Below are 22,920 nucleotides of genomic sequence, written 5' to 3'. Positions count from 1 at the left end.
GCCCTAGTATTCTATTTTGGACTTATTACCATTCATTCAATTCGCTTTCTACATGCTGCGATGCGGCATACCTTGAAAAGCACAATCACTTTTTGGACGCCGCCGCATGATGCATCGCAACATTTCCATTGGGGTCCATCGCCTGTTCCGCCGCAGCCGACTGGTGCAGATCGGCCTGCTCGGCCTGTTCTGGGCTGTCGGCGAGGCGCTGGCCCGGACGACCGGCCTGCCATTGCCCGGCGGCATCATCGGAATGGCACTCGCGCTCGCCCTGTTCCTGGCCGGCGGGCTGAAGGTCGCCAGCATGAAGCGCGGCGCGAACTGGATGCTCGCCGAGATGCTGCTGTTCTTCGTGCCGGCGGTGCTGGCGCTGCTCGACCATCGCGAGCTGTTCGGCCTGCTTGGCCTGAAGATCTTTGCCTTGATCGTCGTCAGCACCACCGCCGTGATGTGCGTGACCGCGCTCACGATCGACCTCTGCTACCGTTGGACCGAGCGTCATGACCCTCGCCGCGCTGTGGCGTGAGCCGCTGATCCAGGCGGCGGTCTGGTCGCTCGCGACGATCCTGCTCTATCTGCTGGCGAAGCGCGTGCACCGGCGCTGGCCGCGCTGGTGGCTGATGCCGCTCGCGGTGGCGCCCGCGCTGCTGATGATCGCGGCGCTCGCGCTCAACGTCTCCTATCGCGACTACATCCGCGGCACGCATTGGCTGGTGGCGCTGCTCGGCCCGGCCACCGTCGCCTTCGCCGTGCCGATCTATGAGCAACGCGCGCTGATCCGCCGCCGCTGGCCGCTGCTGTTGGCCGGCATGGTCGCGGGCAGCCTCACCGCCGTGGCGACCAGTTGGGCACTGGCCTATGTCCTCGGCATCGATGGCGAGCTGCGTCTGAGCCTGTTGCCGCGCTCGATGAGCACGCCGTTCGCGATGGAAGTCTCAGGCGAGATCGGCGGCATCCCCGATCTCACGGCCGTGTTCGTCGTGCTCACCGGCATCATCGGCGCCGCCGTCGGCGACGTCGTGCTGGCGCGGCTGCCACTGCGCTCGACGCTCGCCAAGGGCGCGCTGTTCGGCGTCGGCGCGCATGGTGCGGGCACCGCGCGCGCCCACCAGATCGGCCGCGAGGAAGGCGCGATCGCCGGCCTCGTGATGGTGCTGGTCGGGCTGATGAACGTGGCGCTGGCGCCGCTCATCATTCAGTTCATGCGGTAGCGTTCTCAGCGTCACGCGAGCGAGGCGATCCAGTTGCTGATCTCGGCCTGCCGGACCCCGTCATTCGCGACGTCCTGGTCGAGCCCGAGCCGCCACAGAATGTCGCGCCGGGCGCGGTCGTGATGCAGGGTGGCGAGATCGGCTGCGTAGCGCTCGAGCTCCGCCGGATCGACGAAGAAGCCCTCCTCGACCAGCGGCTGGCCGATGCGGCGGAGCACCCAGGCAACGTCCTGCAGGCTGAATTCGGGATGATATTGGACGCCCCAGAACCGGCCGTAGCCGCTGCGGATCTCCGCGGCCTGCACCTCGCTCATGGCATTATGCGCGGTGACCGTCGCATCCGGCGGCAGCCGGGTGACGATGTCGCTATGGATCGCCGGGGCATCGAACACGGCGCCCCGCGCCGCATGCATCGGATGGTCGCGGCCCGCCTCCGTCAGCGCGATCTTGCGCGCAAAGCCGACCTCACGGCCGGCCGGATTGAGCGACACCTCGCCGCCGGCCGCCACGGTTGCGAGCTGGAGTCCCCAGCATGAGCCGAACATCGGCACGCCCCGCGCGAAGATCGTCCGCACCAGCTCGATCTGGCGCAGCGCTTCCGGCTCGCGCTGATAGATGTTGAGCGCTGATCCGGTGATGACGATGCCCTGATAGGCCTCGATCGGCTGCGGCAGGCGCGCATCGGCATCAGCGGGCGTGGCGATGTCAATCGCCGCGTGCGGCGCCAGCGCGCGCAGCACGGCCGCGTAGCTCTCCGACGGCGTGGCGCCGGCGACCTCGGCCCAGCGGCGCCGGCCGTCCAGCGAGTTGCCTTCGAGCACGAGCAGTCTCAGCACTCGTCAAACCTCCGCCCGCCCGATCACGGATCCAACACGCCGCGCAGGAATCGCGCGCTCCGCTCGTGCACCTCCGGCCGGTTCAGGATCGTATGGACGTCGGCATCGATCACCATCACCTCCGCCTTCGCATCGTCCTTGAGCGCGGCGGCGCAGGAGCCGGTGACGGCGCGGTCCTTGTTCCAGGGATTGGCGGCCGAGAAATAGGGATCGCGCGCCGAAATCGCGTTCAGCACCGGCTCGGTCGGGCCGATGCCGAGTCCGGGCGCGGTGACGAAGTAGTTGTCCTCGCACGACCACGAAAAGATCAGCCGCGCCGCCACGTCCTTGCCGGCGTAGCGGCCGACCGCCACCGCGCCCTCGCTGGTGCCCGCCAGCACGATCCGCAGCCGGTCGACCCAGCTCCAGTCGCGCGACGCCTTCAGCGCGTTCTCCAGCTCGGCCAGCCGCAAGGCGTGGACGTGCTCATAGGTCGCGACGTCGACCGGCGAGGTGTAGGTCAGCCGGTCGGGAATCGCGAGGCTGTCGGGCGCCACCGATGCCACTCCGAGCTCGTCGGCGAGCCAGGCCTGGAACTCCTTCACCGCCGGCGCGACGCCGCTCGACCCGTGCATCACGATCACGAGCGGCGCGATCCCGATCACGTCGGGCGCGTCCTCCGCACGGCCCTCCCAGCGCCGTCCGCCGGCGAGTGTCGCCGGCAACACCAGGTTGGCCCCGCTCCAGGTCAGCGCAAGATTGGCCGGCGACGGCTCCAGCACCGTACCCCTGGTGTCGCCGGGCTTGTCGGCCGCGAGGGCGGCGGTCGCGCAGAGAAAGGCGGCGGCCATCGGCAGGACACGCGCCACGAACATGATCGATCCGTCCTTCTGCGAGGCGAGCACAGCGAGCCTGGCGCGCACCGTCCGTTTCAATCACGGCATCGGGCTGCGGACAAGCAAGTTGCGACGGACGGTGCATGCAGGGGCACCCATGCGGTGATGCGATCAGCAGGCGCGCAGCCGCCGGCGCTGGGCACGCGGCGTCTCCATCGACCGGACGTGATGGCGCGGCGTGGCCGCAGCGCAGACCATCGCATTGAGCGCGCCGGCCGGCACGGCGGCGGCCTCGCGCGTTCCTCCGCAGCCGCCGACGGCGCGGAGCCGCGGCACAACCGGCGACATGTCCCGCAAGGCCTCCTGGCGTACGCTCACATCGCTCCGGATCTCCACGGGAGAGAACGCCAGCAGCGTCGCCCGCAAGCCGCGAAGGATGGCGGCCATTGCGCGCGACGGCTGCGCCCAGCGAAACGGCCGGGCCGAACGCTTGGCGCGGCCATCGGCGCGCTTGGCTCGCCCTGCTCCACTGGGGCGACGGCCGCGCTGATTGGATGCTGATCCCTCGTCATCGACCTGCAACATCAGCCGGAACGGCTGTTCCGAGGGGCCGGCCGCGATCAACAACTTGCGCATGCGTCTCACCTTGATCTCGTCACGGCCAACCCGGCGGCCGCGTTCGTCGACACCATGCCGCAAGCGCGGTGACCGCAAGCTGTTGCCGGATGTCAGCGACATGTCAGCTCCGCCGCAGGCGGCATTATCGCCGGATGGCGACGCGTCGCTCACAATCTCCCTCCCAGCCGCGCCATCACCAGATCCAGCACGCCGGCGTCGTCGAACGCAGCCGCGGTCAGCGCCGCGCCGGCCGCGATCAGCTCGTCGTGACCGAGATTGGTGCGCATGCCGACGGTGGCGATGCCGGCCGCCGTCGCCGCCGCGATGCCGGCGCGGGAATCCTCGAAGGCGACCGACCGTTCCGGCACGGCATCGATCGCGCGCAGGCCTTCCAGATAGGGCAGCGGGTGCGGCTTGCCGTGCGGCAGCTCGTCGCCGATGACCACGGCGCGAAACCGGTCCATCAGGCCGAGCCCGTGCAGGATCAGCTCGGCATTGGCCCGCGGCGCGTTGGTCACGGCCACCACTGGAATCGCCGCCGCCGCGGCCCGATCGAGCAGCGCCATCAGGCCCGGCAGCGGCTGCACCGCGCCGGCGGCGAGGCTGCGAAACACCTCCTCCTTCTGCGCCATGACCGCCGCGCGCCGCTCGGGCGGCTCATCGGGCAGAAATTGGGCGGAGATCGACAAATTGGATCGGCCGAGCAGTTCGCGTGCCGCCCGCGCGCGGTCGAACGCATGGCCATATGGCCCGAACACCGCGTTGAAGGCCTGCAGATGCAGCGCATCGGTATCAGCGAGCGTGCCGTCGATGTCGAACAGCAAAGCCCGTCCCCTTTTATTGATAACGCCTCGCATCAGCAAATTGACCTCAACTCATCCGGATGTTGACGCGATCTGATCCAACTCTCGACCAGACCAGCTGTCGTTATTCCTCAAACGGCGTGAAACCGCGACGGGGGAAATTGCGATGATCGGCCAGTTGAGCGCATTGCCTGTTTTGACATCGTCGAGGCTCGGAGCGGCCGCCGCGCTGGTCTCCGTCATCTGCATTGCCGCGCCCGGCGCCGCGCAGGCCGGCCCCGCCAACGGCGACATGGTCAACGGCCAGTACTGCAACGATCTCTGCAAGGCCTATATGGCCTGGTCCGACCGCATGCTGGCCGTCACCCAGCCGGCGTCCTATTCGCGGCCGCAGGTGCGGGTCGCGGTGCCGCAGAGCATGACGCCGAAGAAGATGGACAAGGCCGAGAAGCCGGACCGGATGGCGCAGCACGGACCGAAGCCGCATCGGCCGGCGAACCTGAACTCCTTTGCGCAGCTGCCCTCCGGCACCCAGGCCGCGCAGTCTTCGATGGAGCCGCCGCCGAGCGACCTCGCCGCGTCCGACGCACCGGCGACAGGTCGGCTGTTCGCGTCCGACCCGCTGCCCCACTCCGCCATCGCCGACATGCGGCGCGCGACCGACGCCGCCGGCCTGCGGCTGGTGTCGATGACCGAGCCCGGCATGGCGCCCGTCACGGTCGGCGAGGCCGGCGGCAGCCCGCGCTCGAAGATGCCCTCGATGTGGATCATGCTTGCCGCAGCCGCGCTGCTGGCCTATTTCGGCCATGGCTGGCTCAAGCGCCGCAACGGCGCGTCGCATCACCTCAACTGAGACGGCAGGAACCGCGACGTCAGGTCGGCCGCGCAACGCCGCGGGAACCATTCCGGACAAATTGACCACCTGCCCTCGCCTGCGACCGGGGCTTCGGTTGAACTCGCAGCGCTGCGGCTCTATGCGTGGGCGATGAACATCGCCCTCACCGCCCCACCGCTGAGTTCCTGGCCGCGCCATCGCGCGGACCTCAGGCCTGCGCCGTTCCTTCCGATGAGCCGCAAGGAGATGGACGCGCTCGGCTGGGACGCCTGCGACATCGTGCTGGTGACCGGCGACGCCTATGTCGACCATCCTTCCTTCGGCATGGCGATCATCGGCCGGCTGCTCGAGGCCCAGGGCTTTCGCGTCGGCATCATCTCGCAGCCCGATTGGCACTCCGCCGAGCCGTTCAAGGCGCTCGGCAAACCGCGCGTGTTCTTCGGCGTCACCGGCGGCAACATGGATTCCATGGTCAACCGCTACACCGCCGATCGCCGCATCCGCAGCGACGACGCCTATACGCCAAATGGCGAAGGCGGCAGGCGGCCGGACCGCTGCACGCTGGTCTATGCGCAGCGCTGCCGCGAGGCGTTCAAGGACGTTCCGCTCGTGCTCGGCGGCATCGAGGCGTCGCTGCGCCGCATCGCGCATTACGACTACTGGTCCGACAAGGTGCGCCGCTCGGTACTGGCCGACGCCAAGGCCGACATCCTGATCTACGGCAATGCCGAGCGCGCCGTGATCGAGGTCGCGCACCGCATCGCCGGCGGCGAAGCGCCCAAGGACATCCAGTCGGTCCGCGGCACCGCGCTGTTCCGCAAAGTGCCAGAGGGCTTCGTCGAGCTGCACGCCGACGATCTCGACTCCGCCGACGAAGGCGCGGCGCGGGAGAAGGGCGACGTCGTCATCCGCCTGCCGTCCTGCGAGCAGGTCGAGGCCGACAAGGAAGCCTATGCCCGCGCTTCGCGCGTGCTCCATCGCGAGAGCAATCCGGGCAATGCGCGGCCGCTGGTGCAGCGCCATGGCGACCGCGACCTCTGGCTCAACCCGCCGCCGATCCCGCTGACCATGGCGGAGATGGACAGCGTCTACGATCTGCCCTATGCCCGCGCGCCGCATCCGTCCTATGGCGACGCCAAGATCCCGGCCTGGGACATGATCAAGTTCTCGGTGACGATCATGCGCGGCTGCTTCGGCGGCTGTACCTTCTGCTCGATCACCGAGCACGAGGGCCGCATCATCCAGAGCCGCTCGGAGGGCTCCATCCTGCAGGAGATCGAGCGCATCCGCGACAAGACACCGGGCTTTACCGGCGTGATCTCCGACATCGGCGGCCCGACCGCCAACATGTATCGGATGGCGTGCAAGGACCCCAAGGTTGAGGCCGCGTGCCGCCGGCCAAGCTGCGTGTTTCCGGAGATCTGCCCGAACCTCAACACCTCGCATGACGACCTCATCCGGCTCTATCGCAAGGTGCGCGAGGTCAAGGGCGTCAAGCGCGTGATGGTCGCCTCCGGCGTGCGCTACGACCTCGCGGTCGAGAGCCCGGCCTACATCAAGGAGCTGGTCACGCATCACGTCGGCGGCTATCTGAAGATCGCGCCGGAGCATACCGAGCGCGGCCCGCTCGACAAGATGATGAAGCCGGGCATCGGCAGCTATGACCGCTTCAAGCAGATGTTCGATGCGGCCGCGGCGCAGGCGGGCAAGAAGTACTATCTGATCCCGTATTTCATCGCCGCGCATCCCGGCACGTCCGACGAGGACATGATGAACCTCGCGCTGTGGCTGAAGAAGAACCGCTACCGCGCGGATCAAGTCCAGACCTTCCTGCCGTCGCCGATGGCCACGGCCACCGCGATGTACCACACCGGCGTCAACCCGCTGCGCGGCGTCCGCCATGACGGCAGCGACAAGGTCGAGGCGATCAAGGGCCTGAAGCAGCGACGCCTGCACAAGGCGTTCCTGCGCTATCACGATCCGGACAATTGGCCGGTGCTGCGCGACGCGCTCCGCGCCATGGGCCGCGCCGATTTGATCGGCTCCCGCCCGGATCAGCTGGTGCCCGCGCATCAGCCGCCCGGCACGGGCAAGGCCGCCGTCACGCGGCGGCCGGTGCGAGCCGAGCCGCGGCCGCAGCGGTTCACGACCAAGGGCGTGAAGATCAGGAAGTAGTTGTCGAGCGCGCGCCAAGCTTGATGGCATGGGCACGCACCCGCCTCGTTCTCCGCTGTCGTCCCGGTGACCTGCCCCTAAGAATTTCCTCCAGAACGATTTAGAGTCCGGCCTGACGAAGGACGGACAGATGAAGCGAAAGCGGTTCACGGAAGAGCAGATCATCGCGGTTTTGAAGGAGCACGAGGCCGGTGCGAAGACGGCCGATCTGGCTCGGAAGCACGGGATTTCGGAAGCGACGTTCTACAATTGGAAGGCTAAATTCGGCGGCATGGACGTCTCCGAAGCCAAGCGGCTGAAGGCGCTCGAGGACGAGAATGCCAAGCTGAAGAAGCTGCTGGCCGAGCAGATGCTCGATGCGGCCGCGCTGCGGGAGCTGCTCTCAAAAAAATGGTAAGGCCTGCCGCCAAGCGCGCCGCGGCGGCGCACCTGCAGGCCAAGCTGGGCCTGTCGGAACGGCGGGCCTGTTCGATCGTCGGAGCGGACCGGACGATGGTCCGCTACCGGTCCCGCCGGCCCCCCGACACCGCGCTTCGGGGCCGCTTGCGCGAGCTCGCCAGCGAGCGGCGGCGCTTCGGCTATCGACGGCTGTTCATTCTGTTGCGGCGGGAGGGCGAGCCGTCCGGGATCAACCGCGTCCATCGACTTTACCGGGAGGAAGGGCTCACGGTGCGCAAGCGCCGCAGCCGCCGCAAGGCCTGCGGCGTCCGCGTGCCAATCCTGGTCGATGCGAGGCCGAATGCGCGCTGGTCGCTGGACTTCGTGTCCGATCAGTTCGTAGGCGGGCGGCGCTTCCGCATCCTCAACATCGTTGACGACGTCACCAAGGAGTGCCTGGGCGCGATTGCCGACACTTCGCTCTCGGGGCGGCGGGTGGCGCGGGAGCTGACCTCGATCATCGCCCGGCGCGGCAAGCCGGGCTCGATCGTCTCGGACAACGGCACCGAGTTTACCAGCAACGCGATGCTGGCCTGGTGCAGGGACAACGCGATCGACTGGCACTTCATCGCACCGGGCAAGCCGATCCAGAACGCCTTCGTCGAGAGCTTCAACGGCCGGATGCGCGACGAGTTCTTGAATGAAACGCTGTTCTTCGGTCTCGATGATACCAGGCGCAGGCTCGCCGCCTGGGTTGCCGACTACAACAACGCGCGGCCGCATTCCTCGCTGAGATACCAGACCCCTGCGGCCTTTGCCGCCAACCTCACCGCAACGGGCGATCGGCTGCGCAACCCCGACCAGCTCCGCCAATCGCCCGTTGCTCCACCCGCGCCACTCGGCGTACAACCCACCCGGACTCTAAACTCTGCTGGATGAAACTTCGGTGGCAGCTCAGACGCCCTCGCTCATGTTCTTCAACTTGGTACAACCTCGTATTTGACCAGATCCGACCTGTTAGAGCACCTTGCATCTTCTGGATTAGGATTTCTCGTTGTTCAAAATTAGCATAAAGCGACGCGTAAGACTTCTCTAGAAACTGTTCGGCTATTAAATCTGTCGATTCCGTGGTTGAGACGTCCGAGGGAATGTTCGGTAATGGAACTCCGATTCGGTGCAGCTCCGACGCCATCCATTCGTACGATTTTTCAAGATCATGACGCGGCTCCAAGAGCCAAAGCTGCGTTGCGGACGGATAGAACGAGAACTTTCCATCTGAGTAAAGACCCGCTCCGCCGATCCCATGACCCAGGTCCGAGAGACTTGCATGACTGCGGCCCTCAAGCGAGTTACCCATGTCGATGATTCGGAAGTCGATGCCAGACGTTAAACAAGAAATTCCAGCCGCAAGACCCGCAGGTCCTGCTCCTACTATGACGAGCGGCAAAAATCCGGGCTGCGCGGTCGTACTTTGGCTTACTTGCATCGGGATCGATTGCCTCTCTTGCAAATGGTCGAACTACTGAATATTGACCGCTCGGGCCATTGATATTAAAGAATACACTCTTTATGGTTGCATTCGCATAGTAATCGTCAAGCTAATTAATAGGAATGGCTGCGGATGAGCGACGAATTCACCATCGCCAGCCTTAACACCTATTCGTCACGGTGACAGTGCACGAACTTGAGGTCCAATTGGCCACGGACAAGCCAAGCCTCCAGTCCTTTAAGCCGACCGCCGCTTTTTCACGTTCCCGATGCGGTCGAGGGTGTTGCCAAGATCGCGCTTCGCGATCTGGAGATCGCAGTCCGTTTTCAGATTGAGCCAGGGTTACAGTGACAGTGCACGAAACTTCAGATCCACCTGCCTTGCGGACGGCTCAAGCCTCCAGCCGTCAAGCCGCCCGCGGCTTGTTCACCGTCTCGATGCGATCGAGAATCTTGCCGAGATCGCGCTTCGCGATCTGGACGTCGTAATCAGTCTGCAGATTGAGCCAGAGCTCCGGCGTCGTGCCGAGCGCCTTGGCGAGCCGGAGCGCGGTGTCAGCCGTGATGCCGGTCTGCTCGCCGGCAATGCGCTCGATCCGTGTCCGCGGCAGGCCGCACACCTTCGCGAGGGCACCCGCGGACATCTCGAGCGGAATGAGGAATTCCTCGCGCAGAACCTCCCCGGGGTGCATGGGCTTGAGCTTCTTGGTCATCGCAGCGTCCCTTCTAGTGATAGTCCACGACTTCGACCTCCGCGGGGCCTTCTGCCGTCCAGACGAAGCACACCCGGAACTGATCGTTGATGCGGATCGAATGTTGTCCGTGGCGATCTCCAACGAGTGCCTCGAGGCGATTGCCGGGGGGCGATTTCAAATCGCCGAGATCGGCCGCGGCATTGAGGTAGCGCAGCTTTCGACGTGCCACCTTGACCAGATCGGATGGAAAGCCCTTCGGGTTTTCGCCATTGAACACGGCTTCTGTGATTTTGCCGCGGAAGCTCCTGATCATGGCATGGATGTATCAATTGATGATACATTCGTCAAGCGGTCGCCCAGGACCTGCTGCGACGGGAGGCGCTCACTGACCGGCGCTCAACTATGCATTGAACGCGCCGATCGTCGTTCGGAAAAAGCCGCTTGCGCTGCCCGATCGTCACGTATAGACGGCGCCTGTCGCGAAAAGCGGCCGTTGCCTGCGGCCGAGTACAAGCCGTCCATCTGCCTTTCTGGCACGGACCGGCCCAGCGTCTCCCACACATCAATCGCCTGACCGATCGTCAGGCTCCAGCGAGCTGTCGCGCACATCTGCGCCGTCGGCTCGCGTGCACCGGAGCGCGCCATGACCAGCGCTGTTGCCGTCATCTATCTCACCATCGTGCTCGATGCCGCCGGCATCGGGCTGATCTTTCCGATCCTGCCGTCGCTGCTGCATGACGTGACCCACACCGGCGACGTGGCGTTCCTTCTCGGCGTCATGACGGCGCTCTACGCCACGATGCAATTCATCTGCGCCCCGGTGCTGGGCTCGCTGAGCGATCGGCTCGGCCGGCGCCCGCTGCTGCTGGTCTCGCTGGCCGGCGCCATCGTCAACTACCTGTTCCTGGCCGCTGCATCCGATCTCTGGATGCTCCTGCTCGGCCGCGCCATCGCCGGCGTCACCAGCGCAAACGTCTCGGTGGCCACGGCCTACATCACCGACATCTCGCGCGAGGACGAGCGGCCCCGCCGCTTCGGGCTGCTCAATGCGATGTTCGGCATGGGCTTCATCATCGGGCCCGTGCTCGGCGGCGCGCTCGGCGACCATTGGCTGCGGCTGCCGTTCGTCGTGGCGGCGGCCTTGAACGGATGCAACGCCCTGCTGGCGTTGCTGATGCTGCCGGAATCGCGACCGCCGGACTCCGGCAGGATCGAAATCGCAGTTCTGAACCCGCTGCGGCCACTGCGCTGGGTGTTCGCCGTCAAGAGCCTGCTGCCGGTCGTTCTCCTCTTCTTCCTGTTCAGCGCGACCGGCGAGGCCTACGGCGTCTGCTGGGCGCTGTGGGGCGGCGACACCTTCCACTGGAGCGGTCTTTGGATCGGCCTGTCGCTCGGCACCTTCGGGGTGTGCCAGATGCTGGCGCAGATATTCCTTCCCGGTCCGGCCGTGAGATTGCTGACCGAGCGCGGCGCCATCCTGACCGGAGTGACCTGTGTCTGCACGGCGCTCACGGCCATGGCGTTCGCCAGGCAGAGCTGGATGGTGTTCGGCGCCATGCCGCTATTCGCGCTCGGCGGCATGGGCATGCCGGCCCTGCAGTCGATCGCCACCCGGCAGGTGGACGCACATTTGCAGGGCCAGTTCCAGGGCGTGCTCGCCGCCACGGTCAGCCTCGCCTCGATCGTTGCGCCGCTCGGCTTCTCGAGCCTGTACTTCGCCGTCAGGGACGAATGGCCCGGGGCGATCTGGCTGTCGGTCGTCGCCATCTACGCGATCGCTATTCCCGTCGTTGTCACGCTGCGCCCGGCCAAGCCGGCGCCTGCGCCCTGATGCGTCGGAACCATCGCCGTCGCCGCCCGTTGGCCCGGATGCCTGAGATCGAACTCGCAAAGCCGCTCGTTCGAGCGATGCAGATCTATCGTCGCGTGGCCAGACACGATCTGGACCAGGGAGCGCGGCGCGCCCTGGCGCGGCATATCCGCGGACTGGCCGAACAAGGCGTGCATGATCCCGGCCGGCTGACCGTGTGCGGCCTCAGCTATCTGCGCAAGCTCGACCGACAACGCGACCGCGAGCGATCCTGACCTGTCGCGTCGGACACATGGCGATCGATCGTGAGCAGACCGCACCTCCGATCCGCCCGATCGCCTGGCTACATCACGCCTTTCAGTTCAGGCGAGTGCGACGGAGATGGCCGGGGCAAGCCCGGCCATGACGACGATGAAATGGCGGGCATGACTTAGATCGACTACGCGATGGCCTTCTCGCGCCCAATCAATCCTCTGCTGGTAGCGACCGCCTCAGTTCGCACTGATCGCGTGCAGATGCATCGCGAGCATCATCGGATCGTGGTGCGGCTCGGCGGAATAGGACGCATGGGCCGTTGCGTGGTCATGGTTCGCGCCGGCATCGGCGCCATTCAGCGCAGCAGCGTCGGCCTGGGCATTCGCCAGCACCTGCGCGGCGCCGGCGGCATCACCCAGCTTGGTGAGGCTGGCGGCCGTCTCGGCGGCCACCGCGGAGGCGATCGCGACGGCCTGCTGCGGCGTCTGCACCGGTGCGGCGACCCCGGCGGCGTGCGGGATCTGGGCGAGCAGCGCCTGCGTGTCGGGGGTCGAGATATTGTAGCCGAGCGTCTCCAGCACCACGCGATCGATCGGCGACAGCGTCTGCGACGTGGTCGGATTGTAGAATTCGTTCAAGGGATCGCGGGCGCCCTGGATGCCGGTGTTGAGGAAGTCGGCCGGGTCCGACATCTGGCCGTAATCGGCGATCTTGGTGAGCCCGCCGTCGAGCGAGAAATACGCGGGAGGCGCCGAGCTGATGCTGTTGTTGATCAGATGCTGCCCCGGCTTGGTGAAGTCGAACAGGTCGAAGATGTCGAGATTGCCCGGCGACGGCACCCGTCCCAGCGCATGCGACAGTTCGTGCAGCGCGACGCCGACCAGCGACTGCGTCGGGATGTCGGTGTTGAAGACGGCGAAGCCGTCCTCCGTCGTCGTGCTGTTTGGATCGATGAGCCCGAGCACCTTGGCCTGGGCGTTGGCGACGAACACCTGGGAATGGCCCTGCACCGCCCGCCCCGTCGGCAGGTTGTCGAACACCGTGTCGCCGGCCGCCGCGTGGTCCTGCAGATCGGTTCGGAGCTGCGCGTAGCTGGCGAACACGCCATTGGAGACATTGGCGCCGGCGCCGCCGCCGGTGCCGGCGAAATCGATCGCGAGGTTGACCGTGGCCTGATCGGTGATCGCCGAGGACAGGATCGCCGCCGCCTGCTCGACGCCGGCGCGGAAGCTTTCAGGCGCGGCCGCAGCGGCGGCATCGAAGGTGAGGTTGAAGGTGAGACCGCCGGTGTGAACCGAGACGGTCTCGGAGCCGTCGGCGTGCACCACCGGATCCGACACCGCGCCGGGCGGCAGCACGACAGGCGAGGCAGCCGCATCCATATTGGTCGTCGTGTTCTTCGCCGCCGCGGCCGGATCGGGCATCATGAGGCCATCTGAGCTCAGCCCGAGCTGGTCATAGGTCAGCGTGTTCATCAGACGGACTCCTTGATCATGGCCCCGCGTCTCCAGCTGCGAGGCGTTCGCAGGCTGCGACCATCATCGGCAAGTGAGTGAAAAGTCTGACGCTGCCGGACCCACTTCGGGGCAGCCGCGCCACGGTTTGGATGCGGCCGGGCGGGCCCGCCATGCTCCTGCCGCGCTGGTCTCGCGCGACGAATGACGGCAATCTGCGGCAGGCGTCCGCGACGGATGCAGCCAACATCATTCAGATCGAGAGCCTCCCATGAAGATGCGCCCGCTCGGCCGTTCCGGCCTCAACGTTCCGCCCCTCTGCTTCGGCTGCAACGTGTTCGGCTGGACGGTGGACGAGGCGGCCTCGTTCCGCCTGCTCGACAAGGTGCTGGAGTCCGGCATCAACTTCCTCGACACGGCGGACGTCTATTCGCGCTGGGTGCCCGGCCACAGCGGCGGCGAGTCCGAGACCATCATCGGCAAATGGATGAAGCTGCGCGGCAATCGCGATCGTGTCATCCTCGCCACCAAGGTCGGCATGGACATGGGCGACGGCAAGGTCGGGCTGAAGGCCGACTACATCGCGCGCGCGGTGGAGGACAGCCTGCGCCGGCTGCAGACCGACGTGATCGATCTCTATCAATCGCACAAGGACGACGAGACGACGCCGCAGGAGGAGACGCTGGCGGCCTATGACAGGCTGATCAAGGCCGGCAAGGTGCGGGTCATCGGCGCCTCGAACTTCTCGGCGGAGCGGCTGCGGGCCGCGCTCGAGCTGTCGGCGAAGAGCGGCTTGCCGCGCTATGAGAGCCTGCAGCCGGAATACAGCCTCGCCGAGCGCGCATCCTACGAAGGCGCGCTGCAACGCGTCTGCGAGAACTACGGCGTCGGCGTCATCACCTTCTTCTCGCTGGCCGCCGGCTTCCTCACCGGCAAGTATCGCTCGGAGGCCGATTTCGGCAAGAGCCCGCGCGGACAGCGCGGCATCCCGAAATACATGAACGAGCGCGGCATGCGCATCCTCGCCGCGCTGGACGCGGTCGCAAGGGAGACCGGAGCGCAGCAGGCCTCGATCGCGCTGGCGTGGCTGCTGGCCAAGCCCTCGGTGACGGCGCCGATCGCCAGCGCCACCAGGCCCGAGCACGTCGACACGCTGGTGGCGGCGACGGAGCTCGCGCTGACCGCGGACCAGGTCGCGCGGCTCGACGCGGCGAGCGCGTGAGCGCCGGCGCGCGACGCCACCATTCAGCGCCAGGCGTGCGACGTTTCGACACGCACGCAGGACGGTCGTTCTCCACCGAACACGGCCTGTGATCGAGGATTCGGCGCGCTCAGCGCCGGTCCCCGATCGCAACACTCGATCACGCTCCTGCACCGCATTTTCAGCACAGCGGTGAAGCGGGCCGGGCGACTTTGCAGCATCTCGCGGATCGCCACCTCACGGCCAAACTTCGGCCGGGATCGAACTGCTAAGTCCACTGTCAATTTAGAATGTATCGAGGAAGCGTTCGGTGAATCGTGTCGCGCGCGTAACTGTTGGCGCATTCCTATTTGCATGTGTTCTGTCATCCCTCGTGGCGCTGTCTGGCAGCGCCCGAGCGCAGCAATTGCCGCAGCGCCCGCCCACCGGCGGCGCCGTCGGTACGCTGCCGGACCGCGAGGCGCTGAACTCCGGCACCGTCACCGTGATCACCGCGCCGATCGGCGGGCCGATGTCGGTCATGGGCTCCGACATGGCCGCGGTGCTCGACGAGGGCGAGAGCCTGCGCGTGCTGCCGATCCTCGGCAGGGGCTCGGCGCAGAACCTCATCGACATCATCATGTTGAAGAACATCGACATGGGCTTCGTCACCACCGACGCGCTGGAATTCGTGAAGACGGAATACAACATTCCAGACATCGCCCAGCGCGTGCGCTACATCGCGCAGCTCTTCCACAACGACGTCCACATCGTCGCGCGGCGCGAGATCCGCTCGCTGGAGGATCTCAATGGACGGCGGGTGTTCGCCGAGCGCTCGATCGGCCTGCCGGCGGCGCGCACGATCTTCCGCCGGCTCGGCATTCGCGCCGACATCGACTCCCAGACCGATCCGACCGGCGGGCTGCAGAAGCTGATCGACGGCCAGGGCGATGCCTGGATCGCATCGGTGTCGAAGGACGCGCCGATCATCAAGGGCATCAAGAACGAGGGCGGCCGGCTGCACCTCTTGACGGTCCCCTATGACCACGCGCTGCAGGACATCTATCTGCCGTCGTCGTTCTCGTCCGAGGAATATCCGAACCTGGTGCCGCCGGGCACCAAGGTCGAGACCGTCGCCGCCTCGACCGTGCTGATGGTCTACAATTGGCCGGAGAACAGCGAGCGCTATCGCCGTACGGCGCGGTTCGTCGACGCGCTGTTCGGCAAGATCCAGGTGCTGCAATCGCCGCCGCGGCATCCGAAATGGCGCGATACCGTGCTGTCGGCGCCGGTGCAGGGCCTGGTCCGCTTCAAGGCGGCGCAGGAATGGCTCGATGGCGCCCGCGCGATGCAGTCGCCGGGCCAGGATGCCAACCCGGCCGAATTCCGCAAGTTTCTCGACGAGCGCAAGGCGCAGGCGCGGATGTCGCCGGACGAGGCCGCGCGACTCTACAGCGACTTCCTGAAGTGGCAGCGGAGCAGGGAGCCGCGCTGAGCGCGGGCCGCCGGAAACGACGTCCCGGCATCAAGCGCGCGGCGGCGATCCCGCCTGCTCGGCCGTGCGCCGGGCGGCCGGCAATGTCGCATCCGCAGCGTCGCCTTGCGAAGGCGCGGCGCGCGCGAAGCTGAGCTCGACCGTGGTGCCGCCGCCCGGCGTCTCGCGCAGCGCGACGCGGCCCTGATGCGTCGCCATGACCTGCGACACGATCGAAAGCCCGAGCCCCATGCCTTCGCCGCGGGCGTGGCCGCGCTCGAACGGCTGCAGCAGGCGTTCGGGCTGATCGGATTGCAGGCCGGGCCCCGAATCGATCACGCGCAGGCGCGCCGCGGCGTCGACCTCGACGAGGATCGGACCGCCCGCGCCGGCATGCGCGACCGCATTCCTGATCAGGTTGGAGAGCGCGACCGCGATCGCCGGCTCCGAGCCGCGGATCCGGACCGGCGCATCGCAGCCGGCGAAGCCGATCTCGAGCCCGGAGTGCAGCGCCATCGGCACATGCTCGGCGGTGACGCGCCGCGCCAACGCGACCAGGTCGATCTCGCCCAGCTCGTCCGGCTCCAGCGAAATCCGCGCCAGTTGCAGCAGCATGGTGACGATCGACGACAGCTTCTGGTTCTCGCCGACCAGTTTCGCGCGCAGGCCGGCATCCGGCACCGCCTCCAGCATGGTGCGGGCGTTGGTCAGCGGGGTCCGCAGCTCGTGGGCGGCATTGGACAGGAAGTTGCGCTGCGCCTCGGCGGCGTGGTCGATGCGCGACAAGGCGCGGTTGAAGGCGGTGACCAGCGGCAGCAATTCGGCCGGCGCGTCCCGCTCGGGCAGCCTTCGGCCGTCGGGAACGCCGTCGATCATCTCGGCCGCGCGTGCGACCGCACGCACCGGGCGGGCGATCAGCGTCGGCACGAACAACAGCGCCGCCAGCACCGTCGCGACCAGGACCAGGATGATCGGAAGCGCGACGATGGTCGCGTCGGTCAAGGTGCCCGTCATCAGCTGCGTCGACGTGTAGGCGACGCCGCCGGTCTCGATCAAGACCTCGCCGACCGGCGTATTGCGGACCGCCATCATCCGTTTCAGGCGCCGGGTCTCGCCGTCGATCGCATAGGCCAGGAAGCTGGTGCCGTTCTGCGACGACGGACCCTTGTGCGGCCGCCATTTCGGAATCGGCCCGTAGCTCACCTCGCCGCTCTTGTCGGAGACGACGTACCAGAACGTCGGGAAGTCCTGCATGATCGTGTCGAGGCGGGGCGTCTGCTTCACGAGCAATTGGCCGCCAGCATCGCGAGCCACGGCCTCCTTCAGCGCGTCGGCAACGTCGGCCGCACCCCACGTGCCGTCATCGTCGCCGCCGAAGCGGATCAGCAAGGCAGCGGCGCAGATCAGCATGATGGTGGTAACGACCGCAATCAGCGTCGCGGAGAGCAGCGTGATGGAGCGGCGGATACGGCTGAGCTTCTGCCACCTCACCTGCGTCACTCGCCGCTCAGGAGATAGCCGAGGCCGCGCACCGGCCTGATCGTCGCCCTGCAATTGGCTTCGCGCAGGCGGCGGCGCAGCCGCGACACATGGGCCTCGATCGCGTTCGACTGGATCTCGTCCTCGAAGCCGTAGGCCGCGGTCTCCAACGTCTCGCGCAGCACCACCCGCCCGCTGCGGCGAACCAGCGCCTCGAGGATCGCCAGTTCGCGCCTGGGCACCACGATCGGCGCCTGGTCGACGCAGACCGCGCGATTGACGATGTCGAAGCCCAGATTGGCGATCGAGACCATCGCGCCGCGGTCGAGAAACAGCCGGCGCAGCACCGCCCTCGCTCGTGCCACCAGCTCGATCGGCTCGAACGGCTTGGCGACGTAGTCGTCCGCGCCCTCGTCGAGCGCACGCGCGATGTCGGCGGGATCGTCGAGCGCCGTCAGCACCACGGTCGCGGGGCTCGGCTTCTGCTGCCGCAGGTCCGGCAATAGCGCCAGCCCGTCGCCGTCCGGTAGTCCGCGGTCAATCACCACGAGCTCGAAATTGCGCACCGCGATCGCCGCCCGCGCCTCGTCGAGCGTCGTGACGATGTCCGACGAGCCGAACGCCGTCGCGAGTGCATCCCGCAGCCAGAGCCCGAGCTGGGGATCGTCCTCAACGACCAGAACGCGCACGCCATCCTCCCGCAACATCGACAATCGGCTGTTCCTATCATTACAGACGGATTACAATAGGATTACGTCGGCGGCATTTTGATACCGTTGTTTTTTTCAGCGCTCAATCGAAGTCGACCCGATCTGCCAGGGCTGATCGAGCCTCCATCGCGATATCTCAGTTGCAAGCTGAACGACTTCTCGGCCGGCGCGATTGCGGTGGTATGACGTGCCATGCCGCGATGATACGATTTTCGACGTCAGCCTTTCGTAATCGTCTCGGCCTAGACTGGCATTCAAATACGCGCCGAGGATTCGCCCGCATGAAGCCTGCCGCATGATCGACCGGACATACCGGGCGATCCGCCATTCTTTGTCGGCCGCGGCTGCCGATCGCGCGTCACATCCGTCGCCTCATCATTGATCAACACCGACATGTTCCATGGCTTTGCGTTCTCGACCGTCGCCGAACGGTCGGACTGTCATCCGGCGGCCTGGCGCCGTCCGTTCCTGCGCTGGCTCGACGGCATCGAGGCCGGCTGGGCCGTGCCGCTGCTGCTGGTGTGCTTCGTGGCCGTGTGGACGGCCTATCTCTCGATCGCCTATGCCGGCGCCGGCCTGCATCCCGACGTGATCGAGACCTGGACATTCGGACGGCAGTTCGCCTGGGGCTACGACAAGCATCCGCCACTGATGGGCTGGATCGCCGGCGCCTGGACCGCCGTCTTCCCTCTTTCCGACTGGTCGTTCCACCTGATGGCGATGACCAATGCGGCGCTGGCGCTGTGGTTCGTCGACCTGATTTCGCGCCGCTTCGTCGTCGGGGACAAGCGGGTGATCGTGCTGCTGCTGCTGATGCTGACGCCGGCCTATCAGTTTCACGCGCAGCGCTTCAACGCGAACTCGGTGCAATTGGCGACGTGGCCGCTCGCCACCTACTGCTTCCTGCGCGCGTTCGAAACGCGAACGATGCCCTGGGCGGCGGCCGCCGGCCTGACGGCCGCGCTCGCGCTGCTCGGCAAGTACTACTCGATCTTTCTGGTGATGAGCTTCGCATTCGCCGCCATGGCGCATCCGCAGCGACGCGCCTATTTCACCTCGGCGTCGCCATGGATCTCCACGGCCGCAGGCCTCGCCGCGCTGTCGATGCATCTCGACTGGCTCGTCGGACACGACGCAGCGCCCATCCAGCACGCGCTGATGCACGCGCGCTCCACCCTGGCAACGTCGTCGCGGGATTCCCTGTTCTTCCTGCTGGGGCTCGCGGCCGCGATGGCCGTGCCGGCTGCCACTTGGCTGATCGTCGCCGGCGCCAGGATCAGGTCTTTCACCACGGAGATGGCCGCGCTGAACGGCGGCCTCCGGCTGTTGTCCTATATCGCCATCGGCACGGTCGGTCTGCCCGTCATCAACGCGCTGATCATGGGCACCGACCTGCCGTCGCTATGGGCGCTGCAGGGACTGTTCCTGTTCGTCGTGGTGATCGTCTGCGGCGCAGGCTATCCGATCGCGCGCTTCCACACCGTCAACATCGCGGTGCTGACGGCCGGGATCGCCGTCCTGGCTGCGATCGTCGCGGCGCCGCTCCACGCCTTCTACCGCAACAGGCACGGCTATGAGGAAGGCCGCACCTTCTACCAGCAGACCGCGCGGGAAGCGACGCGCCAATGGCGGGAGTTGACGGGGAAGCCGCTCGAGCATGTCGGCGGCACCGAGAGTCTCGCGCTCGCAACCGCCTTCTACAGCGCTGATCATCCCGCTTACGGTCTGCCCGTCTCGATCCACAAGACCGGTGCGGACTCTGGCAGCGAAGGCTGGATTTCGCTGTGCTTCCGCGACCAGGCGGATTGCATCGGCGCGGCGGAAGCGGCGGCCGCCCGATCCGGCACCTACGTCAAGCGCGAGTTCGCGGTGCAGGCGCGGCTGCTCGGCTGGACAGGATGCACACGAACGGTGGTGGCATTCCTGGTGACGCGGCCGAAGGAACCATAGGATTGAGGCAACGCCGGACGCGGCAGCCTCGTCAGCGCATCCGAACATTCGGACCAAGGACAAGGTCCCGTATTGGCGGGACCTTGTCCTCGGGCGGCGGTCTCAGTCGTTGTCCCAGGATCCGTCGGAATAGCCGTCCCGGTAGCCGGACAAATAGCCGTCGCCATAGTTGCCGTATTCCGCGTCGTACTCATAGACGCGGTGACGACGATAGACGACCCGCGGCGGCGGATAGTCGTCGTAGCTGTAGACATAGGTGGGCGCGGAACGGGCGGTTGCCGCCGAACCGATCAGGGCTCCGATCGCCAGACCTCCGACGACGCCGGCGGCGACCGCCGCTCCGCGATTCCCGCCAGCGTTGGCCGGCGTGGCGATCGTGCCAGCGATGGTCGAGGCCATGATCATGAGCGCGCAAATTCGTTTCATTGGGTTCTCCTTGCGATCGGCTCGGCCGTCGCTGCGAGAGCCTCGTGGCTGCGGCTTACCGCATCATTACAGACGGCGGATGGCAGATGCACAACGAACATGTGAGCGCGAGCACCGCCCCGAGCTCCATCATGGCAGGCCGTTCGGACGTGTGGGGCTGGGACACAAACCGAACGGCCTGCTCACTGGACTCCGACGACGTTCGAAGCCATGCGGCGCCAGATCATGATGGAAGGTGCCGCAGGTGGGACGGAGCCGACCTGATCAGGCCGGGCTTTCGGGTCTGCGGCGGCGCTCCAATGTCCTTCCGATCGAACGCCACATCGAGAGACGGCGAGCAATGGCTCATCATGACACGCTGTCGATGGCAAACCGATCTGACCTCGATCAAGGACGCGTTGAAGCTAGCGTCACGGCCTTACCGCAGGATTACAGTACGACGCGGATGATCCGGGCATCTCACCAGTGCATGGCCGGGAAAAATTCCAAGGGCGGCCATGCTGATGGCCTCCGTGCTGAACACAGCGCGCGCGAGCAGCGGGGTTCGATGTGATGGAAGACAACGGGCCCGACAGCGCGCTGATGTGCTTCACGGACGAGCCGTTCCGACGGCGAAACGGCGATGTAGTTCCGTATGAGCGGCGGCGATTTCAGAGCGTCCGGTGCGCGAGCTCGCCGCGGCGTCGGAGATATCGCGCCCGCCTCATGCCCGCCCAGGAAACTCCGCAGTTCCGCCGGCGTGCGCGTGACGCGACGAGCGTTGCGCAGATCGCTCAGTTTCTTTCCCGCGCGACGCGAAGCGAAATCAGCAGGCATCGCGCTGGAATTGTTGTGCGGCTCCGCCGCCATCTGCTAGGGAGTGCGGCATCGCGCGATCAGCCGGTTGGGAGAGTGGGTGTCTCTGACACGCGAACGAATCGAAGGGCTCGCGCCTGATCAGGCCTCACTCGCCGCAGCGCTGAAGCTCGTGAAGCCTGCCAACTGGCCAATGCTGGCCGCGAGCAGCGATGCCGAGGTGCTGTGGGGCGAATGCCAGGGCTCCGGCGCGACGCCGTATCGCGTGGTCGCCGCGGCCGACGGCAGCGGCTACAAATGCACCTGCCCGAGCCGCAAGTTTCCCTGCAAGCACGTGCTGGCGGTGCTGTGGCAGCGGGTCGACAAGCCCGAGCGGTTCGAGACCACCAGCCCGCCGCAATGGGTCGAGGATTGGAGCGCGCGGCGGCGCGGCTCGAGCGGCCGCGCGCCGGGCAAGCCCAAGCCGGAGGGCGACGATGCGGGCGCGCCACCGTCGCTCGATGCTGCCCTGGCAGAGGCCGCGACGATTGCTCCCGCCGACCCAAAGGCTGCCGCGCGCGCCGAGGCGCAGCGCGAGCGGATCAGGGCCGAGCGCGAGGCGACGATCCTCGCCGGACTCGACGAGCTGGAGCGCTGGATCGCGGATCAGCTCAACCAGGGGCTTGCCGATTTCGCCGCCCGCGCCGCGTCCGCCGCGCGCACGCTGTCGACGCGACTGGTCGACACCAAGGCCGGCGGCCTCGCTGCGCGGCTCGACCAGCTCTCATCCGAACTGTATCGCGTCGGAGAGGATCGCCGCGCCGATCTCGCCATCGAGCAGCTCGGCATCATGTCCCTGATCGCCTCGGCCTACCGGCATCAGGACCGGCTGCCGGCACCGCTGCGCGAGGATGTCCGACGCGCGGTCGGCTGGTCGCTGCGCCGCGAGGAGCTGCTGGCGGACGCCACGGCCCCGCGCGCGAGCAGCGTGTGGATCGTTGCCGCCAACCTGTCCGAAGTGCAGCCGGACAAGCTGCGCAGGCTGGAGACGTGGCTCGTCAACACGGGCGATGACCCCGGCCAGCCACGCGCCGCGGTGCTGATCGATTTCGTGCCGGTGTCCGGCGGCGGCGCCGGATTTCCGTTCGCGCCGGGGGAGATCATCGACGGCGAGGTCGTGTTCTATCCGTCGGCCGCGCCGTTGCGCGGGCTGCTGGCGAGCCGCAAGACGGCGGCGACCGCGACCTGGCCGCGGCCATTGCCGGGGCTCGCCCCAGCGCTGCAGGACTACACGGCGCGGCTCGCCGCGCTGCCGTGGCTCGATCGCTGGCCGCTGCTGCTCGCGGGCGTCACGCTTCACACCGCGGGAAAGGGTGCGCTCGTCATCGCCGACGAGGCCGGAGCTGCGATCGCGGTGGAGCGCGGCCAGTTCGACCAACTGACGCCGCTGCTCGGCCTCGACGACCTGTCGCTGCTGTGTCTGTGGGACGGCCGCATTGCGCAGGTGCTGGCCGCCGAAACGGCGCTCGGCCGCTGGCATCACGAGGGCTGACG

Annotated in this window: 21 protein-coding genes; 11 read left to right on the top strand and 10 right to left on the bottom strand. The window is 66.9% G+C overall.

Annotation, left to right across the window (positions count from 1 at the left end):
* The first annotated feature begins 106 nt into the window (after positions 1–106).
* Positions 107–526: a CidA/LrgA family protein gene (locus tag QX094_RS15530; protein ID WP_315752173.1), complete on the top strand. Its 420-nt coding sequence runs from the start codon at positions 107–109 to the stop codon at positions 524–526.
* Complete coding sequence (locus QX094_RS15525) at positions 501–1,211, top strand: LrgB family protein (protein WP_315752174.1); 711 nt, start codon at positions 501–503, stop codon at positions 1,209–1,211. The genes QX094_RS15530 and QX094_RS15525 overlap by 26 nt, the downstream gene beginning before the upstream one ends.
* 11 nt (positions 1,212–1,222) lie before the next feature.
* Here the strand turns inward: QX094_RS15525 and QX094_RS15520 are convergent, their stop codons facing one another.
* The 4 genes from QX094_RS15520 to QX094_RS15505 all read right to left on the bottom strand — a co-directional run bounded on the left by QX094_RS15520 (position 1,223) and on the right by QX094_RS15505 (position 4,343).
* Positions 1,223–2,047 (bottom strand): type 1 glutamine amidotransferase, encoded by an 825-nt coding sequence (locus tag QX094_RS15520; RefSeq protein ID WP_315752175.1) that lies wholly within the window; start codon positions 2,045–2,047, stop codon positions 1,223–1,225.
* 23 nt (positions 2,048–2,070) lie between these two features.
* On the bottom strand, positions 2,071–2,901 hold the full coding sequence (locus QX094_RS15515; protein WP_315752313.1) for a hypothetical protein: 831 nt from the start codon (positions 2,899–2,901) through the stop codon (positions 2,071–2,073).
* A gap of 132 nt (positions 2,902–3,033) precedes the next feature.
* Positions 3,034–3,498 (bottom strand): hypothetical protein, encoded by a 465-nt coding sequence (locus QX094_RS15510; protein WP_315752176.1) that lies wholly within the window; start codon positions 3,496–3,498, stop codon positions 3,034–3,036.
* A gap of 149 nt (positions 3,499–3,647) precedes the next feature.
* Positions 3,648–4,343, bottom strand: a complete 696-nt coding sequence (locus QX094_RS15505) for an HAD-IA family hydrolase (RefSeq protein ID WP_315752177.1) — start codon at positions 4,341–4,343, stop codon at positions 3,648–3,650.
* Positions 4,344–4,449: 106 nt separating this feature from the next.
* On the opposite strand from QX094_RS15505, the gene QX094_RS15500 reads away from it, so the two are divergent.
* From QX094_RS15500 to QX094_RS15490, 3 genes are all read left to right on the top strand, one after another.
* The gene (locus tag QX094_RS15500; protein ID WP_315752178.1) at positions 4,450–5,136 is read left to right on the top strand and encodes a hypothetical protein; all 687 of its coding nucleotides are present in this window, start codon (positions 4,450–4,452) and stop codon (positions 5,134–5,136) included.
* Between the two features lie 132 nt (positions 5,137–5,268).
* Positions 5,269–7,293: a YgiQ family radical SAM protein gene (locus QX094_RS15495; protein ID WP_316183743.1), complete on the top strand. Its 2,025-nt coding sequence runs from the start codon at positions 5,269–5,271 to the stop codon at positions 7,291–7,293.
* 130 nt (positions 7,294–7,423) lie between these two features.
* Positions 7,424–8,610, top strand: a protein-coding gene (locus QX094_RS15490) for an IS3 family transposase (RefSeq protein WP_316188008.1) whose coding sequence is annotated in 2 segments (ribosomal slippage) — positions 7,424–7,685 and positions 7,685–8,610 — 1,188 coding nt in all. Because the reading frame shifts where the segments join, the coding sequence is not laid out codon by codon here.
* 956 nt (positions 8,611–9,566) lie between these two features.
* On the opposite strand, the gene QX094_RS15485 is transcribed toward QX094_RS15490, so the two are convergent.
* Together QX094_RS15485 and QX094_RS15480 are read right to left on the bottom strand one after the other, a co-directional pair.
* Positions 9,567–9,872 (bottom strand): HigA family addiction module antitoxin, encoded by a 306-nt coding sequence (locus QX094_RS15485; RefSeq protein ID WP_315752183.1) that lies wholly within the window; start codon positions 9,870–9,872, stop codon positions 9,567–9,569.
* Positions 9,873–9,885: 13 nt separating this feature from the next.
* Entirely contained in the window at positions 9,886–10,167 is a 282-nt protein-coding gene (locus QX094_RS15480) for a type II toxin-antitoxin system RelE/ParE family toxin (protein WP_315752184.1), read from the bottom strand.
* Between the two features lie 330 nt (positions 10,168–10,497).
* Between QX094_RS15480 and QX094_RS15475 the strand changes: the two genes are divergently transcribed.
* Together QX094_RS15475 and QX094_RS15470 are read left to right on the top strand one after the other, a co-directional pair.
* A complete protein-coding gene (locus QX094_RS15475; RefSeq protein ID WP_315752185.1) occupies positions 10,498–11,685 on the top strand; it encodes a TCR/Tet family MFS transporter in 1,188 nt (395 codons plus the stop codon).
* Between the two features lie 38 nt (positions 11,686–11,723).
* Positions 11,724–11,939, top strand: a complete 216-nt coding sequence (locus QX094_RS15470) for a hypothetical protein (protein WP_316174552.1) — start codon at positions 11,724–11,726, stop codon at positions 11,937–11,939.
* Positions 11,940–12,155: 216 nt separating this feature from the next.
* On the opposite strand, the gene QX094_RS15465 is transcribed toward QX094_RS15470, so the two are convergent.
* Positions 12,156–13,394: an NF038122 family metalloprotease gene (locus QX094_RS15465; RefSeq protein WP_315752187.1), complete on the bottom strand. Its 1,239-nt coding sequence runs from the start codon at positions 13,392–13,394 to the stop codon at positions 12,156–12,158.
* Positions 13,395–13,644: 250 nt separating this feature from the next.
* Between QX094_RS15465 and QX094_RS15460 the strand changes: the two genes are divergently transcribed.
* Together QX094_RS15460 and QX094_RS15455 are read left to right on the top strand one after the other, a co-directional pair.
* Positions 13,645–14,595 (top strand): aldo/keto reductase, encoded by a 951-nt coding sequence (locus tag QX094_RS15460; RefSeq protein ID WP_315752188.1) that lies wholly within the window; start codon positions 13,645–13,647, stop codon positions 14,593–14,595.
* 340 nt (positions 14,596–14,935) lie between these two features.
* Positions 14,936–16,048 (top strand): TAXI family TRAP transporter solute-binding subunit, encoded by a 1,113-nt coding sequence (locus QX094_RS15455; protein WP_409998662.1) that lies wholly within the window; start codon positions 14,936–14,938, stop codon positions 16,046–16,048.
* A gap of 30 nt (positions 16,049–16,078) precedes the next feature.
* Here QX094_RS15455 and QX094_RS15450 read toward each other — a convergent pair whose 3' ends face one another.
* Together QX094_RS15450 and QX094_RS15445 are read right to left on the bottom strand one after the other, a co-directional pair.
* The gene (locus QX094_RS15450; protein ID WP_315752190.1) at positions 16,079–17,527 is read right to left on the bottom strand and encodes a HAMP domain-containing sensor histidine kinase; all 1,449 of its coding nucleotides are present in this window, start codon (positions 17,525–17,527) and stop codon (positions 16,079–16,081) included.
* Positions 17,524–18,195 carry a response regulator transcription factor gene (locus QX094_RS15445; RefSeq protein WP_315715407.1) on the bottom strand — a complete coding sequence of 224 codons (672 nt, stop codon included), beginning with the start codon at positions 18,193–18,195 and terminating at the stop codon, positions 17,524–17,526. The genes QX094_RS15450 and QX094_RS15445 overlap by 4 nt, the downstream gene beginning before the upstream one ends.
* Before the next feature lie 414 nt (positions 18,196–18,609).
* On the opposite strand from QX094_RS15445, the gene QX094_RS15440 reads away from it, so the two are divergent.
* On the top strand, positions 18,610–20,166 hold the full coding sequence (locus QX094_RS15440) for a glycosyltransferase family 39 protein (RefSeq protein WP_315752191.1): 1,557 nt from the start codon (positions 18,610–18,612) through the stop codon (positions 20,164–20,166).
* A 102-nt stretch (positions 20,167–20,268) separates the two neighbouring features.
* On the opposite strand, the gene QX094_RS15435 is transcribed toward QX094_RS15440, so the two are convergent.
* Positions 20,269–20,592, bottom strand: a complete 324-nt coding sequence (locus QX094_RS15435; RefSeq protein ID WP_315715405.1) for a hypothetical protein — start codon at positions 20,590–20,592, stop codon at positions 20,269–20,271.
* 895 nt (positions 20,593–21,487) lie between these two features.
* Here QX094_RS15435 and QX094_RS15430 point away from each other — a divergent pair.
* A complete protein-coding gene (locus QX094_RS15430; protein WP_315752192.1) occupies positions 21,488–22,918 on the top strand; it encodes an SWIM zinc finger family protein in 1,431 nt (476 codons plus the stop codon).
* Positions 22,919–22,920 lie beyond the last annotated feature (2 nt).

Source organism: Bradyrhizobium sp. SZCCHNS1050 (assembly GCF_032484785.1).
Lineage (GTDB): Bacteria > Pseudomonadota > Alphaproteobacteria > Rhizobiales > Xanthobacteraceae > Bradyrhizobium.
This window is presented reverse-complemented; position numbering and strand designations above follow the sequence as displayed.